A 17,243-nucleotide genomic window follows, 5' to 3' on the forward strand; every position below is an offset into this window, starting at 1 on the left:
ATTATTGTTTTACGATAATTTATTCTAGCGACACTTGACGCTTTCGTATACTTTTAAATATGAAAAAAAATCAGACGGGACCGGCCCTACTGAGCCGGCGCGTGCGCTACGGCGTTTCGGGATTCTTTCTGCTGTACCTGCTGCTGACGGTGCTGGGCTGGCTGGCGCCCGCGCCGGCCGCGCAAGGCAGCCTGGGCGGCGCCGGCATGTATGAACTGTTGCTGCAATTGCAGAGCCAGCCATTCGAGCGCCTGGCCGCCATGCCCCTGTGGCAGCGGGGACTCGGTCTGGCGCTGGCCTTGCCAGCCTTGTGCGTGCTGGGCGATGCCGTGCGCCAGCTGGCCCTGGTGTTGCGCCAGTTCGAACAGGGCGTATATTTCACGCCGCAGGTGGCGCGGCACTTTCGCCGCTTCGCCGGCGGCTTGCTGCTGGGAACGGTGCTGACTTTGCTGGAACCGACCGTGCGCGGCATGCTGTTTGGCTTGCTGGAAGAGGGAACGCGCCAGTTGCGCCTGGTTATCGACATCACGGGCGGCGACCTGTGGACCTTGCTGCTGTGCTCGGTATTCTTTGCGCTGGCGCAAATCCTGCATGAAGGCCAGAGATTGGCCGATGAAAACAGCGGGTTCATCTGATGGGTATCGTCGTGCGCCTCGATCTGGTACTGGCCAGGAAAAAAGTGAAATCCAAGGAACTGGCCGCCTTTATCGGCATCACGGAGCAGAACCTGTCCCTCTTAAAATCGGGCAAGGTGCGCGGCGTGCGCTTCGATACCTTGTCGAAAATTTGCGAGATGCTCGAATGCCAGCCTGGCGACATCCTGGAATTCGATGCGTCGCAGCCGGACGACGGGGATGGCGACAGTTAGCGTCGCCGGGGCGGTTTTTTTGAAGAGTAGGGTGCATAGAGGTACAATTGACCCTTAGAGCATGAATACAGCAAGATTATCCAGAAAACGCCCGCAACGGCCGTTTTGCACCAGCCGCTTGCCGGCAATATTGATTATTTAAAGGTTTTCCATGAGTCTCCAATGCGGTATCGTCGGCTTGCCGAACGTCGGCAAGTCCACCCTGTTCAATGCACTGACGAAAGCCGGCATCCCGGCTGAAAACTATCCGTTCTGCACCATCGAGCCGAACGTCGGCGTCGTCGAAGTGCCGGATCCGCGCATGGATGCGCTGGCCGCCATCGTCAAGCCGGAACGCATGGTCAACGCCATCGTGGAATTCGTCGACATCGCCGGCCTGGTGGCTGGCGCATCGAAGGGCGAGGGCCTGGGCAACCAGTTCCTGTCGCACATCCGCGAAACGGACGCCATCGTCAACGTCGTGCGCTGCTTCGAAGATGACAATGTCATCCACGTGGCCGGCAAGATCAACCCGCTCGACGATATCGAAGTCATCCAGACCGAACTGGCGCTGGCCGACATGGGCACCGTGGAAAAAGCCATCCACCGCGAAAACAAGAAAGCCCGCTCGGGCGACAAGGATGCGGCCAAGCTGCTGGCCATCATGGAACGCATGATGCCGTACCTGAACGACGCCAAGCCGGTGCGCGCCATGGGCCTGGACGCCGACGAAATGGAACTGATCAAGCCTTTGTGCCTGATCACGGCCAAGCCGGCCATGTTCGTGGCCAACGTCTCCGACTCGGGCTTCACGAATAACCCGCTGCTGGACCAGCTGACGGCCTATGCGCAATCGCAGAACGCCCCCATCGTCGCCATCTGCGCGGCGCTGGAAGCGGAAATCGCCGACCTGGACGACGCCGACAAGGGCGCCTTCCTGGCCGACATGGGCATGGAAGAGCCGGGCCTGGACCGTCTGATCCGCGCCGGCTACAAGCTGCTGGGCCTGCAAACCTACTTCACGGCGGGCGTGAAGGAAGTGCGCGCCTGGACCATCCCCGTGGGCGCTACGGCGCCACAGGCGGCCGGCGTGATCCACACCGACTTCGAGCGCGGCTTCATCCGTGCCCAAACCATCGCCTATGACGACTTCATCGCTTACAAGGGCGAGGCGGGCGCGAAGGAAGCGGGCAAGATGCGCGCCGAGGGCAAGGAATACGTGGTCAAGGATGGCGACGTGCTGAACTTCCTGTTCAACGTCTAAGCTGTTTCAGCGATTGCCGGCGATTTCAGGACGTTGCTGATTCGCCCGGAAATGCCACATGTGCCCTCTGTTATGAGGGCATTTTCATTTCTGGATGTTGCGAAAGATTGCAATGCATTACAAAGGAAAAGTGGATACGCTGGTGTCTATGATTTTGGGCAGGTGTAAAAAAGTGTATATGATGAGTAAGCCCTAACTCTTGCCTCGATATGCTGACGCATGATGGTCAAGCCAGGCGTATTTCACAGCACATCCCGCGCGCAGTACGCCGCTGCTTCCTAGGAAACACCAACGGAATCCGGCGTGTCTTGGGCCTGCAAGGGATATCCAAATTGCGCAGCACGGCGATGCAGTTGCTTGCTAACCCGTGCTCTGTATTCTTGCTCGTATTGATCCGCCCCTGGATCGGTGTAGTTCATCCCGAAGTGCATAGCGTTATAGAACAGCACGGCGATTTTGCGCGCCGTCGCCGTCACGGTCTTTGCGTTGCCGATGCGTGCGGCAAGACGTCGATAGAACGCGCCCAAGGCCGAGGATTCCGGCCTCGGGCATCAACGGTCCGTTTGGCGCTTGGCTTCCTGCGTTCCGCGTGCCCTCATCGCGGCGATCAGCGACCACTCGTCGCCGCACGCCATTTTCGCATAGGCGTGGAAGCCATCCGGCGCCTCGCCGAGCGGGACATAGCCGAAAGACGTTTCGTCCAGCTTGTCCCACGCGCGGCGCACGATCTCCTGCTGAATTATTGGAAGCTGCTTCATGCAACAAATCTCCCCAGTCGTATGGCGCCGGCCTACTTTGCCGCCTGCTCCGGCGGAGAGTACTCGAACTCCAGCAGCGCGTCGTCAGGCCAGCTCTTGTCATGCACTGGCGGCACGAACACTTTGCCGTCGTTTTCCAGCAGGTTCTGCGGTAGTTGGGTACGGCGCCCGTCCGCGGTCAGATACATGGCGGCGATACGACGTGGGGCGAAGTAGTCGACCTTGATGCGCGAAGTCAGGCAGGGCTGGCCGGCAGCGTACATGAGCTTGCGGATCATATAGGGCGTCTCGTACTGTTCGACTGCCCAGCGCACCGCGCATTCGAGCCGCAGGTCGCCGAGGCGGCGGGCGTTGTCCGCCACGCCGGGTGTGCGCACGTCTGGCCGCCATCGGAAGGTACCCGGTTTGCGGTTGAGTAGCAATTCGGCGTCCTCCCTGGTGGCCGCTTCGCTGCGCGGCACGGTGAACGTGCCGTCGGCCGCGACCGGCACCGGAATGCTTAACTCGTCGCCGGCGATGCGCAGCTTGATGTCCTTGAGCGAGGCGTTGGCGGCCTTGGGCAGCAGCACGAAACGCAGCGTGGCGTCCGGTGCCAGCTGGCGTTGTTCGTCGAAGATGTCCAGTCCGGCCGTGAATGCGCGGTAGGTTTTCCAGTCCGGGTCCTTGGTGCTGCTGACGACTACCGCAGCCATGCCGGCATCGCTCTGGTCGGCTGCGCCGGATACGGGACACAGCAGCAGGCACGGCACGAACAGACCGGCAATCTGAGAAAGGCGTTTCATATATACCTCATGTAAGGATTACGATGACAAGGGGGGCGCGCTGTTCCCAGGGGAGAACGCGTTACCGTTGCCATGCTGCATGTGTGGCCAGATTTGTGCCAGGTTGCTGCCGTTGAGGTAACGGAAACTGACAGGCAGGCCGGTGCTATATGCCAGTCCCAGCTGACAAATACTCATCCATTGCTGGCTGAGAAAGGCGCTGGGCTGCTCGCGGTCGGATAGAGGCTCGCGGTCCTGGCATACCAGCAGGCCCGAACTGGTGCGTGAGAAAGTGCAAGGCGCCATCGGTCTGTGTATGCCCAGGCCGACCGCCTTCAGATACGCTTGCTTCAGCGTCCACAACTCCAGGAAGTGGTGGTAGCGCCGCGCTTCCGGACAGGCCTCCAGCTGCTCGAGGTCGGTGGCGCTGAAATGGGTACGGGCCGTGTGCATGAAGTTGGGATGCATCGGGAATACGGTTTCGACGTCGATGCCGAGCACAGATCCGCTGCCCACCGCCAGGGCCACGTGGCTGGCGCATTGGGCGAGGCTGAAATGTAGCGTGTCTTGGTCGGTCAGGCGGGCTCGGCCCCATTTGTCGCGCGCGAAACGGAGTTGTCCGGGCTCCCGCCCGGTATACGCACCCAGCACCACCCGTCGCAGCACGCGGCTTTGCAGATATTGCCATTGGCTTTGCGTTGGGCGCATGGCGCGCTTGCACTCGCCTTCAGCATCGCCCAGATAGGACAAATAACGCGGCAGCAAGGCTATTGGCGCCGGAATATCCAGTTCGAGCAGGTAGATTGCGATCGCGTCCCGCACCGGGTTGGCACGGATATCGATGAGGGCGGTGTCAGGCCACAGAATGGATTGGGACATGGGGCGTCAACTTATTGGCAACAACAATGGCCACATTATCTAGCGCAGGCAAGCCGGGCGTAACTAGTAGTTCTGATAAGTAGGAGCCTGAAGTTGACCCTTTTGGCTGGAATTGGCAGGCAAAGTCCGGGACGCCGGCCAAGGACATGCTTTATTCCTGAAATAGCGATTTCCGTGTGTCGGCCGCGCTTCGCCGGCCTTCAGGTACAGGATGCTGGCGGCGAGGGGGCAAGGTGAGTGTAGTTTGTAAGTCTACTTATGTTGATTTTTTAACTTAAGAAATTTGTATCATGGTAAAGTTAAAAGAGAGTAAAAATTATTTTAATAATAAATGTCTGCTCAGGGAGGCGCACATGCGCGATGGTATGTTGAACGGGTTTGCCGGCTTCTACGAGGGGCTGGCTGGAGCTTCTTGTGAGGCCGATGCCGTGTTGAAGCTGCAGGCCGGGGTCCAGAACCTTGGTTTCGACAAGGTCCTGTTCGCGGTTATCCCCCAGCCCAAGGTCAGCCAGGGCAATGTCTATCTGCGTAGCAATTACCCTGGCAAATGGCGGGAAGAGTACGACCGCCAGAATCTGCGCGCCGCCGATCCCACGGTCGGACACTGTTTTCAATCGATGTCGCCCTTCGTCTGGGTGCCGGACTCGTTCAAGACCACCGAGGAAAGCGCGTTGTACGAGGAGGCGGCTGGCCACGGCCTCAAGGCCGGCGTGACCCTGCCGGTTCACGGTATCGGCGGCGAAGTCGGCATGCTGACTTGTGTCCGGGATCAGGCACCGGGGGCCGGTTTCACGAATGACCTCAGCCAACAACTCGCTAACCTGACCCTGTTGCGCGACATCGCTTTCGACTCCATGCGTCGCTACATGCATGCTGCGCCGGTAGCGCAGGAGGCGCCGGTACTGACCGCGCGCGAGCTCGATTGTCTGCAATGGATGGTGGCTGGCAAAACGGCGTGGGAAATCGGACGCATTCTGAGCATTTCGGAGGCGGGAGTAAATTTTCATATCGGAAATCTTCGTACCAAATTCGGCGTTACCCGTCGCAATGACGTGGTGATCAAGGCAATTCGCCTTGGTCTCGTCAATATTCCCGGTTAGAGTCGGCCACCGCTGGCATCGTCGTCGCCCGAGCGCACCGCCAGCAGGTCGGCGTCGTCGATCACGCGCAGCAAGTACAGTCGCATCAGTATGAGCACCGGCAGCGGCATCGACTTGCCGCGCTCGAAGCGACTGCCGCGAGTCTGGGAAACGCCGAAGCGGCGCCAGAAGGCGGTCTGATTTTCGCGCATGATCTGGCGAAAGTCACGGATCAGATATTTATCACGCGTGGTGATCCAGTGCAGCTCGTCGCCACCATCGTCTGGCGTGGCGCTGCGCGACGACAGGACAACGCGTCTGGCCTGGATCGGTGCGCCGGCCGTGCGGCGCACCGAGGAAAGCTTGCTCATAATCGTACTCTGCTGGTTAAGCGGTGGCAGGTTGCCGTCGCATGGGTCGATGTCATCAATGGTCGGGTCCAAACAGTGCGGTGCGTGTCTTGGCGCCTAGATGAATCTCCAGAGCAACTGCCTTTTCTACACCGATCTGTAGGGGGGGACCCATGCGCGTGGTTTCCACTCCGCTGTGACGCAGCAGGCGCTCGACGGCGGTGGTGGTTACTGTCACATATTTGCTGATGCCCTGCGTATCGGCAAAGTTGACGATGCCGCGCATCGCTTCTTTGGCGCGCTCGGCAAAGCCAAAGCGGTTGTCGCCGTCGGTCTCGATCGCAAAGCGGCTCAGCTCCCAGATGTTCTCTTCTTCCGGCAGGGCTGCGCCTTGCACCAGTTCGGGGAAGGTGTCCTTCAGCATGTATGGGCCCAGGGTGGGCAGCATGCGCCAGCAGCCGCAGATGCGCTGGTCGCCGCCGCGGATGACCATGTAATGAGGTTCCAGCGCATCATAGCCGTCGATCTCCATGCCACCCAGGATCGGCACTGCCCAGCCCATGCGATCACGGAACACTTTGGCGCGCAGTACATGGATGGCGCGCAGTTCCACGCGGCTGAATTTATCGCGCTGTCCTATTTGAATCATCGAGCTCATGGTCATTCCCCTGTATGGTTGAATTTCACTAGTACGTTGACTGCGGTTGTCAAATTGCTGCGTTTGATGTAGCTACTTTATGCAAATTGGCTAAATCAAATAACTAGCGATCCAGCTAGTGAAACGGCCGCAACGGCCTAGCAGAACTTCTAGCGACAAGAGCCCGAATCCATGCATTGCCTTCCACCGCCCCTCAGTGAGCGCGGCACTAGCAAACTTGCTAGTAAAAATTTTCCCGTTATTTTGCGTTAATGCATCTCATTGGCGCGCTAGTCGCGGCGCCTCCAATCTCAACAGATACAGGTATTTGGATTGCGCCGCCGGCCATGCCGGGCACAGGTCCTCTTAGAAAAGGTTTGCATCATGCCCAATGATTTCCAACAAACGTTTCCTCTTTCGTCGGTGCAGAAGGTGATCTGGCTGGACCAGGCGCTGCATCCGGATTTGCCGATCTATAACGTCGGTATGGCATGGCAAATCCGCGGTGCGGTGGATGCCGCATTGCTGCGCCAGGCGATCAATCAGGTCGCCAATGCCAATGACGCGTTGCGCATGGTGCTGGACGACGAAGACGGCTTGCCGGTACAGCGCTTCCGTGACACGGTCGATGTGGCGCTGCCGGTCATCGATTTCTCCGGCCAGCCGGATGCCGATGCCCGGGCACGCGTCTATCTGGCGCAGGCATTCCGCCGCCCATTCGACCTGGCGCGCGGCGCGCTGTGGGAGGTGGAACTGGTGCGCACAGACGACTGCTGTTACTGGCTCAAGCGCTACCATCACCTGGTTACCGACGGTACTGGTTTGATCAATTTCCTGCACGCCGTAGCCGATGTTTACAACCGCCTGCTGGTGGACCCGCTGGCGGCAGCCGGCCCGGCCCCGTCCTACAGTGAATTTATCGCTGACGACTGCGCCTATCTGGACTCGCCCCGTTATGACCGCGACCGCCAGTTCTGGTGCGGACGTTATGCGCGCCTGCCGGAACCGCTGTTCGCGCGCCACGAGACCGAGATCACGGTCGATCTCGCCACAAGCGAACAGGTGCGCTGGACATTGCCGCGCGCGCAGTTCGACCGCTACACTGCCTTCGCCGCCGGCCATGGCCATGCGATTACTCACGTGATACTGGCCGCCCTCGGCGCCTACTTCGCCCGCGTCCACGAGGTCGAGGAGGTGGTGATCGGTGTTACCGTGCACAACCGGGGATCGGCGCGCCAGAAGAAGACCGTCGGTATGTTCTCGTCAGCCAGCCCGGTCGGCATCCGCGTCGATCCAAATGGCTCGTTCGTGGACCTGATGAACGAGGTGGCCGCCGAATTGCGGCGCTGCTACCGCCACCAGCGCTTTCCCATTGCCGAAATCAACCGCCACCTGCGAGTAGGGCAGCAGGGGCGCCGGCAGTTATTCGACATCACCTTGTCCAATATGGGTTTCGACGCCGTCGGCCAGCTCGGCGGCGCGCCGGCGCGGCTGGTACCGATGGACAACGGCTACGAGCATGCGCCGCTGGCCATCCTCATCCGCGACCACCATCCCGGCGAGGAGGTGATTATCGATTTCAACTACAACTCGCAGCTGTTCGCGCACGACGAAGTGGTGCGGATGCAGGCGCGCGTTGCGCTGCTGATGGAGGCCGCACTGGCCGATGAGGGCATGGCGGTGAGCCGCCTGCCGCTGCTGGATGCGCGGGAGAGCCGGCAATTGCTGGTCGATTTCAACGCCAATGCGGCGGCCCGCCCGCAAGGTGAACTGATACAGCAACTGTTCGAAGCGCAGGCCCTCGCCCGTCCGCATGCGGCCGCCCTGGCATGGGAAGGCGTCAGCGTGAGCTACGATCAGCTGAATCGCCGCGCCAACCGCCTCGCGCACCAGTTGCGTGGCCTCGGCGTACGGCCGGATGACCGCGTCGCCATTTGCGTCGAACGCGGCATCGACATGATCGTCGCCGTGCTGGCGACCTGGAAGGCGGGCGCCGCCTATGTGCCGCTCGATCCCGCCTATCCAGGCGAGCGCCTGGCTTACATGGTCGAGGATGCCGCGCCCGTGGTGGTGCTGACGCAACAGGCGCTGCGGGCGCTGGTGCCGGCGCCCGCAGCGCAGGTGGTGCTGCTCGATGCGCTGGACGACACGTTGGCGGCCTTGCCGGACACCAACCCCGATCCTGCCGCCAGCGGCCTGCGCGCCGAGCACCTGGCGTATGTCATTTACACCTCCGGTTCCACCGGCAAGCCGAAAGGCGTGATGAACCAGCATGCCGGCCTGTGCAACCTGGCGCACACCCTCATTGCCGACTTCGGCGTGGGACCGGACAGCCGCGTATTGCAGTTTGTCTCGTTCAGCTTTGACGTCTGCGTCTCCGAAATCGTGATGGCGCTGGGCAGCGGCGCCACGCTATGCCTGGCTTCGCCGGATGCGCTGCTGCCGGGAGAAGCGCTGGCGCGCACCCTGCAGGAAAGCGACATCACCCACGTCAGCATGCCGATGGCCGCACTGGCGGCCCTGCCGCGCGACGCCGATCTGGGCAGCCTGCAGGCCCTGATCGTCGGCGGCGAAGCCCTGCCGCCGGCGCTAGCTGACCACTGGGGTGGCAAGTACCGTCTGTTCAACGCCTATGGACCTACCGAAGCCACCGTGTGCACGACAGCCTATCGCCACGTTGCCGGCCGCCACTGCGACGCGATTCCGATCGGCCGTCCGCTGGCCAACACCCGCATTTATATCCTGGACCGTCATCTGCGGCCGGTGCCGGTGGGCGTGGCGGGTCAGATCTACATCGGCGGTGCCGGTGTCGCGCGCGGCTACCTCAATCGTCCGGAGCTGACAGCGGAACGCTTTGTCGCGGATGAGTTTTCCGGCCTTCCTGAGGCACGTATGTACCAGACCGGCGACCTGGCGCGCTGGCTACCGGACGGCAATATCGATTTCATTGGCCGCAACGACTTTCAGGTCAAGATTCGCGGCTTTCGCATCGAGCCGGGCGAAATCGAAGCGCGCTTGGCCGCTTGCCCGGGGGTACAGGAAGCGCTCGTCGTGGCGCGTGAGGACGCGGCGGGCGAGCCGCGCCTGGTTGCCTACCTGACGGCGAGACCCGGCGTCGTGCCGGGAGCGGCGGACCTGCGCGCCGCGCTGGCGCGGGATCTGGCCGAACACATGCTGCCGGCTGCCTTTGTGGTGCTGGAGGCCTTTCCGCTCACCCCGAATGGCAAAATCGACCGCAAAGCCCTGCCGGCTCCCGATCAGTCGGCGGTGGCGACGCGTGCCTATCAGGCGCCGCAAGGCGCCGTCGAGGAGGCCGTGGCCCGCATCTGGCGCGAACTGCTCAAGCTTGAGCGTATCGGCCGCCACGACCAGTTCTTTGAACTGGGCGGGCATTCCTTGCAGGCGGCGCAACTGGCGGCGCGCGTGCGTCAGGTATTGGGACGCGAAGTGACCCTGCGCACGCTGTTCCAGCATCCCGTGCTGGCGGCATTCGCCGCCGTGGTGGCCGATGCTCCACGCAGCGTAGCCGACCTCATCACCACGGTCGACCGCAGCCAGCCGCTGGCCTTGTCCTATGCACAGCAACGCCTGTGGTTCCTCGATCAGCTTGATCAGGCCGCCGGCGCGGCCTATCACATGCCGGCCGCGTTGCGCCTGCATGGCAAACTGGACAAGCCGGCCCTGAAAGCCGCGCTGGATCGCGTCGTGGCGCGCCACGAGAGCCTGCGCACCACCTTTGCGGACTTCGAAGGGCAGACTGTGCAGACGATCGCCGCCGCGGACAGCGGCTTCACCCTGCACGAGTGCGATCTGAGCCAGATGTCCGGCCACGAGCGCGAGTACGCCGTGCAGCGTCGCTCCGACGCCGAAGCGATCGGGGCCTTCGACCTGGTCAACGGCCCCTTGATCCGTGGGCAGCTGTTGCGCCTGGCCGAGGACGAACACGTGTTGCTGATCACCCAGCACCACATCATCTCTGACGGCTGGTCGCTCGGTGTGCTGGTGCGCGAAGTCAGCGCCCTCTATACGGCCTTCAAACGGGGCGCGGCCGATCCGCTGCCGCCGCTGGCAATCCAGTACGCCGACTACGCGGCCTGGCAGCGCGACTGGCTGCGCGATGGACCTCTGCGGACGCAAAGCGCCTTCTGGAAGGAACAACTGGCGGGCGCGCCGGCACTGCTGGAGCTGCCGACCGACCGTCCGCGTCCGGCGCAGCAAAGTTACGCCGGCGGCGCAGTGCCCCTGAGACTGGATGCGGAACTGACGTCCGGCCTGAAAGCGCTGAGCCAGAAACATGGCGCCACCCTGTTCATGACCCTGCTGACGGGCTGGTCGATCCTGCTGGCGCGTCTGTCGGGTCAGCACGATGTGGTGGTGGGCACGCCGATCGCCAATCGCCAGCGCGCCGAGGTCGAAGGCCTGATCGGTTTCTTCGTCAACACGCTGGCGCTGCGCGTCCAGGTGGACGATGACCTGAGCGTGGCGCAGCTGCTGGCCCGGGTGAGTGCCGACACGCTGGCTGCCTATGACCATCAGGATATACCGTTCGAACAAGTGGTGGAAGTGGTGCAGCCTGTGCGCAGCATGAGCCATAGCCAGCTGTTCCAGGTGCTGCTCAATCTGGACAACGCACCGGGCGAACGCACCCTGCACCTGCCCGATCTGGCGATCGAGATGCTCGATCCGGCCCACATCACCACGCACTTCGACCTGAGCCTGGCATTGGCGCACGAGGAAAGCGCCGCTGGCGCCACGCTCGTCGGCTACCTTGAATATGCCAGCGACCTGTTCGACCCGTCGACGATTCAGCGCATGGCTGCGCACCTGGACACCTTGCTGCGCGCCATGGTGGCCGACGACGCCAGCCCTGTCAGCCGCTTGACGCTGACCACCGAGGTCCAGCGCGACCAGTTGCTGTTGGCGTTCAACGATACGGCGCGGGCCTATCCCGAGCACCAGCTGATCCACGAATTGTTCGAAGCGCAGGCCTTGGCCCGGCCCCAGGCGCCAGCGCTGGTGGATCAGGGTGTCACCCTGAGCTACGGCGCGCTGAATCGCCAGGCCAACCAGTTGGCGCATTACCTGCGCGCCCAGGGTGTCCAGCCGGATGACCGCATCGCTATCTGCATGGAGCGCGGCAGCGCCATGCTGATCGGCTGGCTGGCCATCCTCAAGGCGGGCGCCGCCTATGTGCCGCTGGATCCCGGCTACCCGGCCGAGCGCCTGTCCTTCATGCTTGACGATTGCGCGCCCGTGGCCATCCTTGTTCAGGCCGCGCTGACGCCGGTGCTGCCAGCCACCTCTATCCCGATCCTGGCAACTGATGAACCGGCCATCGCGCAGGTGCTGGCCGCGCAGCCGGACACGGATCTCGATGCCGCCGCCATCGGCCTGCGCGCCAGCCACCTCGCCTACGTGGTGTACACCTCCGGTTCCACCGGCATGCCGAAGGGCGTCATGGTCGAGCACCGCAATGTGGTGCAACTGGTGATCAACGAACCTTGCGTGGAGATCACGCCGGCCGATTGCATGGCCTATTGCGCCAATCCCGCCTTCGACGCATCGACCTGGGAAGTCTGGGGCGCCCTGCTCAACGGCGCAAAACTGCTGGTGGTGTGCCAGCAGGATCTGCTCGATCCTGCCGCCTTCGGCGCGCTGCTCGACAGGGAGGCGGCCAGCATCGTGCAATTGACCGCCGGCCTGTTCCACCAGTACGCGGAGGCGCTGGCGACGTCATTCTCGCGTCTCAATTACCTGCTGTTCGGCGGCGACAAGGTCAACCTGACGACGGTGGCGCAAGTGTTTCGCAACAGCCGGCCACGCCATCTCGTGCACACCTACGGTCCGACCGAGACGATCGCCTTCACCGTTACCTTCGAAGTCGACGAATCGGTGATCGATGCTCATGTGCTGCCGATCGGCCGCCCGATCGCCAATACGCGGGTCTACATCCTGGACCGTCACCTGCAGCCGGTGCCGGTCGGTGTGGCGGGCGAGATGTATATCGGCGGTGCAGGCGTTGCCCGCGGCTACCTGAACCGCGTTGAACTGACGGCCGAACGCTTTGTCGCCGATCCGTTTTCCGATCAGACGGACGCGCGCCTGTACAAGACCGGCGACCTGGCACGTTGGTTGCCAGACGGCAATATCGAGTTCATCGGCCGCAACGACTTCCAGGTTAAGCTGCGCGGCTTCCGTATCGAGCTGGGCGAGATCGAGACGCGGCTCGCGGCTTGCGCTGGCGTCAGGCAGGCGCTGGTCATGGCCCGCGACGACGTTGCCGGCGACAAGCGGCTGGTCGCTTACCTGACCGCGCAGGAAGGCGTGACGCTGGATGTGGCCGCCTTGCGCGCCGAGCTGGCGCGGCACCTGGCCGACTTCATGCTCCCGGCCGCCTTCGTGGTGCTCGATACCTTCACGCTCACCCCGAACGGCAAAGTTGACCGCAAGGCGCTACCGGCGCCGGACCGTTCCGCCGTGGTGGTGCGCGACTACGAAGCGCCGCGCGGCGCGATGGAGGAAAGCGTGGCCCGCATCTGGCAGGCGCTGCTCAAGCTTGAACGCATCGGCCGCCTGGACCATTTCTTCGAACTGGGCGGACACTCGCTGCTGGCCGTGCAAATGATGGCGCGCCTGCGCCAGGAGCTTGGCCGCGAGCTGGGCCTGCGGGAGCTGTTTCTGCACCCGACCTTGTGCGACTTCGCCGCCGCTGCTGAAAATGCCGGCGCCGCCGCCGCCAGTATCGCACCGGTCGACCGGCACCAGCCTCCGCCGCTGTCGTTCGCCCAGCAGCGCCTGTGGTTCCTCGACCAGCTCGATCACGCTGCCGGCGCCGCCTACCATATGCCGGGCGCGCTGCACCTGCGCGGTGCGCTGGATAAGGCCGCGCTGAAAGCCGCGCTGAACCGCATCGTGGCGCGCCACGAAAGCCTGCGTACCACCTTTGCCGAGATCGATGGCCAGACGGTGCAGGTGATCGCCGCGCCGGCAGCGGGCTTCACCTTGGGCGAGCATGACCTGAGCCACCTGTCCGGCCGCGCCCGTGATGCTGCGCTGGCCGACATCAGCAGCATGGAAGTGGCGCGGCCGTTCGACCTGTCTGCTGGCCCGCTCATCCGCGGCCAGTTGCTGCGCTTGTCCGAAGATGAGCACGCCCTACTGATTACCCAGCACCACATCGTTTCCGATGGCTGGTCGATGGGTGTGCTGGTGCGCGAAATCAGCACCCTGTACGCTGCTTTTACCCAGGGCCGCGACGATCCGCTGCCGCCGCTGGCGATACAGTATGCCGACTACGCAGTCTGGCAACGCGGCTGGCTGCGTGGCGAGGCGTTGCGGGCGCAGACAGCGTTCTGGAAGGAACAACTGAGCGACGCGCCAGCGCTGCTGGAACTGCCGACCGATCATCCGCGTCCGGCGCGGAAAAGCTATGCCGGCGGCAGCGTGCCGCTGCGCCTTGACGCCGACGTCACGGCGGCTTTGAAAGCGCTGAGCCAGAAGCATCAGACCACGCTGTTCATGACGCTGCTGGCCGGCTGGGCCGCGCTGTTGGCGCGCCTGTCGGGACAAGACGACGTGGTGATCGGCACCCCGGTCGCCAATCGTCAGCGCACCGAGGTCGAGGACTTGATCGGCTTCTTCGTCAATACGCTGGCAATGCGCGTCAAGCTGGATGGCGAGCCGAGCGTGGCGCAACTGCTGGCTCAGGTCAAGGCCCACACGATGGCTGCCTACGATCATCAGGATCTGCCGTTTGAGCAAGTGGTGGAAATAGTGCAGCCGGCGCGCAGCATGGGCTACAGCCCGCTGTTCCAGGTCGCGATCAATCTGGACAGTGGCGACCAGGAGGGCACGCTGGCGCTGCCCGGCCTGACAGTGAGCAATATGGCGCAAGCCCATGTGACCAGCCGCTTCGATCTCAGCCTGATGCTGAGGGATGACGGCGATACCATCAGCGGTGCCATCGAATATGCCAGCGATCTGTTCGACGTGTCGACGATCCAGCGCCTGGCCATGCATCTGGAAACGCTGCTGTTCGCCATGACGGTCAATGACGGCGCGACGGTGCGCCGCCTGCCGATTCTCACCGCCGCCCAGCGCATCCAGGTGCTGGAGTCGTTCAACGATACCGCCCGCGAGTATCCGCAGCACAAGCTGATGCACCAGTTGTTCGAGGAGCGGGTACAGGAGCATCCGGCGGCGATTGCGCTGGTCTGCGAAGGCGCGAGCATGAGCTACGATGAACTCAATCGGCGTGCCAACCAGCTGGCGCATTATCTGCTTGCGCTGGGTGTGCAGCCGGATGACCGGGTCGCCATCTGCATGGAGCGCGGCAGCGCCATGGTCATCGGCTGGCTCGGCATCCTCAAGGCTGGCGCCGCCTATGTGCCGCTTGAATCGAACTATCCGGCCGACCGGCTGTCGGCCATGTTGGCCGACAGCGGACCGGTGGCGTTGCTGACGCAGGCATCGCTGGCGGAACGCATGCCGCCGACTGGCGTGCGCGCGATCATCGTCGATGGCGAAGCAGACGCCCACGCCATCGCCAGCCAAGCCCAAGGCGATCCGGACGCGGCGGCGGCTGGCCTGGCTGCGCACCATCTTGCCTATGTGATCTATACCTCCGGTTCGACTGGCATGCCCAAGGGCGTGATGGTGGAGCACCGCAATGTAGTGCAGCTGGTAATAAACAATTCATTTGCCGAGATCGGCCGCGATGATGTGATTGTTCACTGCGCCAATCCCGCCTTCGACGCCTCGACCTGGGAAGTCTGGGGCGGCCTGCTCAACGGTGCGCGGGTGCTGATCGTGCCGCAGACCGTGCTGCTCGACCCGGTGCGGTTCACGAACCTGCTGCTGGCTGAAGGTGCTACCGCAGCCTTTATGACCATCGCGCTGTTCAACCAGTACGCCGAGGCGATGAGCGAGCTGCTGCCGCGCATGCGATACGTACTGTTCGGCGGCGAGAGGACTGACCTGAGCCGTATCAAGGGTGCCCTGCGCAGCGGCCCGCCAGAGCATTTCGTGCACTGCTACGGACCAACCGAAACCACGACCTTCGCCACCGCCTTCGATATCCCGGGCATCGCCGATGACGCCCACACCCTGCCGATTGGCGGCCCGCTGGCCAACGCCCAGGTGTACATCGTTGATTCCTACCTGCAGCCCGTGCCGGTCGGCGTGGCGGGCGAAATGTACATCGGCGGCGCCGGGCTCGCGCGGGGCTACCTGAATCGCCCGGACTTGACGGCAGAGCGCTTCGTCACCGATCCGTTCAGCGACCGCGAAGGCGCGCGCCTGTACAAGACCGGCGATGTCGCCCGCTGGTTGCCGGACGGGACTATCGAATTCATCGGCCGCAACGACTTCCAGGTCAAGATCCGCGGCTTCCGCATCGAGCTGGGCGAGGTCGAGGCGCGGCTGATGGCCTGCGATGGCGTGCGCGAAGCGCTGGTCATGCTGCGTGAAGACCTGCCGGGAGAGAAGCGGCTGGTGGCCTATCTCACTGCCCAGCCGGGCGCACTGCCGTCACCAGGCGATCTGCGCCACGCGTTGAGTGTGCATCTGGCCGAATACATGGTGCCGAGCTGCTTTGTCGTGCTCGATGTTTTTCCGCTCAATGCGAACGGCAAGATTGACCGCAAGGCGCTGCCGCTGCCGGATGTCGCGGCCAGTGCGTTGCGCGATCACGAAGCCCCGGTCACCGATGCCGAATGCGAGCTGGCACTGATCTGGCAGGAGCTGCTGGGACTGGAACGCGTGGGACGCCAGGACAACTTCTTCGAGCTGGGCGGCCATTCGCTGATGGCGGTGCAGTTGATGGGGCGCGTGCGCGCGGTCTTCCAGATCGAGATTTCCCTGACGGATTTGTTCGGCAGCCCGGTGCTGAGCCAGCTGGCCGAGGTGATCACCACCCTGCAGTTTTCGCTTTTCCTGGGTGAGGAAATGGAACGCATGAAAAACGACCTTGGCAATTTATCCGAAAGCCAATTGCTGGAAATTCTGAATAAAGAGACCTCCACAGATGAATAAGCCACATACCGATCTGCAGCAGTTGCAGCAGGCTATCCTGATGCAGCGTTTGCAAAAACGCATCAAGCAATCCGCCACGCGCGAGCAGACGCGCATCGAATTCGCGGATCGGCAGCAGCCGTTGCTGCTGTCGTACGCCCAACAGCGGCTGTGGTTCCTGACCGAACTCGATCGCGCCGCCAGCATCGCCTACCATATCCCGGCGCAATTGCGGCTCAAGGGAAGTTTGAACCAGACGGCGCTGAAGGATACGCTCGACCGCATCGTGGCGCGCCACGAAAGCCTGCGCACGACCTTTGTGAATGTCGATGGCGCGCCGGTGCAGCGCATCGCCGCAGCCGGTGCCGGCATGGCGCTGGAACAGCGTGACCTGCGCCATCTGCCGCCGCGCGAACGCGAGATCGCCGTACAGCGCTTCTCGGACGAGGAAGCGGTGCGGCCTTTCGACTTGGCCGCCGGCCCGCTGATACGCTGCCAGTTGCTGCACCTGGCCGAGGATGAACATGTATTGCTGTTGACGCAGCATCATATCGTCTCCGACGGCTGGTCGATCGGCGTGCTGGTGCGCGAGATCAGCACGCTGTACGCCGCCTTCAGCGCTGGCCAGGCCGATCCGCTGCCGCCGCTGGCGATCCA

General features: G+C 63.0%; 12 protein-coding genes. 6 read left to right on the forward strand and 6 right to left on the reverse strand.

What is annotated here, in order from left to right:
- Positions 1-59: 59 nt before the first annotated feature.
- The 3 genes from AC07VH_RS19730 to ychF all read left to right on the forward strand — a co-directional run bounded on the left by AC07VH_RS19730 (position 60) and on the right by ychF (position 2,111).
- Positions 60-635 carry a hypothetical protein gene (locus AC07VH_RS19730; protein ID WP_494787438.1) on the forward strand — a complete coding sequence of 192 codons (576 nt, stop codon included), beginning with the start codon at positions 60-62 and terminating at the stop codon, positions 633-635.
- Positions 635-868 carry a helix-turn-helix domain-containing protein gene (locus tag AC07VH_RS19735; RefSeq protein WP_034778346.1) on the forward strand — a complete coding sequence of 78 codons (234 nt, stop codon included), beginning with the start codon at positions 635-637 and terminating at the stop codon, positions 866-868. The genes AC07VH_RS19730 and AC07VH_RS19735 overlap by 1 nt, the downstream gene beginning before the upstream one ends.
- Positions 869-1,019: 151 nt before the next feature.
- Positions 1,020-2,111: a redox-regulated ATPase YchF gene (ychF, locus tag AC07VH_RS19740; protein WP_086145737.1), complete on the forward strand. Its 1,092-nt coding sequence runs from the start codon at positions 1,020-1,022 to the stop codon at positions 2,109-2,111.
- Positions 2,112-2,389: 278 nt separating this feature from the next.
- Here the strand turns inward: ychF and AC07VH_RS19745 are convergent, their stop codons facing one another.
- The 4 genes from AC07VH_RS19745 to AC07VH_RS19760 are packed head-to-tail and all read right to left on the reverse strand — an operon-like array spanning position 2,390 to position 4,509.
- On the reverse strand, positions 2,390-2,638 hold the full coding sequence (locus AC07VH_RS19745; RefSeq protein ID WP_489629118.1) for a hypothetical protein: 249 nt from the start codon (positions 2,636-2,638) through the stop codon (positions 2,390-2,392).
- A gap of 24 nt (positions 2,639-2,662) precedes the next feature.
- A complete protein-coding gene (locus tag AC07VH_RS19750; protein WP_489629117.1) occupies positions 2,663-2,869 on the reverse strand; it encodes a hypothetical protein in 207 nt (68 codons plus the stop codon).
- Positions 2,870-2,901: 32 nt separating this feature from the next.
- Entirely contained in the window at positions 2,902-3,651 is a 750-nt protein-coding gene (locus tag AC07VH_RS19755) for a hypothetical protein (protein ID WP_494787437.1), read from the reverse strand.
- A gap of 18 nt (positions 3,652-3,669) precedes the next feature.
- Positions 3,670-4,509 (reverse strand): 4'-phosphopantetheinyl transferase family protein, encoded by an 840-nt coding sequence (locus AC07VH_RS19760; protein ID WP_494787436.1) that lies wholly within the window; start codon positions 4,507-4,509, stop codon positions 3,670-3,672.
- A 290-nt stretch (positions 4,510-4,799) separates the two neighbouring features.
- On the opposite strand from AC07VH_RS19760, the gene AC07VH_RS19765 reads away from it, so the two are divergent.
- Positions 4,800-5,609, forward strand: coding sequence for a helix-turn-helix transcriptional regulator (locus AC07VH_RS19765; RefSeq protein WP_494787435.1), 810 nt, complete (start codon positions 4,800-4,802; stop codon positions 5,607-5,609).
- Here AC07VH_RS19765 and AC07VH_RS19770 read toward each other — a convergent pair.
- Together AC07VH_RS19770 and AC07VH_RS19775 are read right to left on the reverse strand one after the other, a co-directional pair.
- Entirely contained in the window at positions 5,606-5,959 is a 354-nt protein-coding gene (locus AC07VH_RS19770) for a helix-turn-helix domain-containing protein (protein ID WP_494787434.1), read from the reverse strand. The genes AC07VH_RS19765 and AC07VH_RS19770 overlap by 4 nt on opposite strands.
- Before the next feature lie 55 nt (positions 5,960-6,014).
- Positions 6,015-6,596, reverse strand: coding sequence for an acyl-homoserine-lactone synthase (locus tag AC07VH_RS19775; protein ID WP_475417986.1), 582 nt, complete (start codon positions 6,594-6,596; stop codon positions 6,015-6,017).
- A gap of 363 nt (positions 6,597-6,959) precedes the next feature.
- On the opposite strand from AC07VH_RS19775, the gene AC07VH_RS19780 reads away from it, so the two are divergent.
- Together AC07VH_RS19780 and AC07VH_RS19785 are read left to right on the forward strand one after the other, a co-directional pair.
- On the forward strand, positions 6,960-16,607 hold the full coding sequence (locus AC07VH_RS19780) for a non-ribosomal peptide synthetase (RefSeq protein WP_494787433.1): 9,648 nt from the start codon (positions 6,960-6,962) through the stop codon (positions 16,605-16,607).
- On the forward strand, positions 16,600-17,243 hold a 644-nt coding region (locus AC07VH_RS19785; protein ID WP_494803997.1), incomplete at its 3' end, for a condensation domain-containing protein. The genes AC07VH_RS19780 and AC07VH_RS19785, both read left to right, overlap by 8 nt.

It is taken from the genome of Janthinobacterium sp. GW821-FHT03C10 (assembly GCF_059420865.1).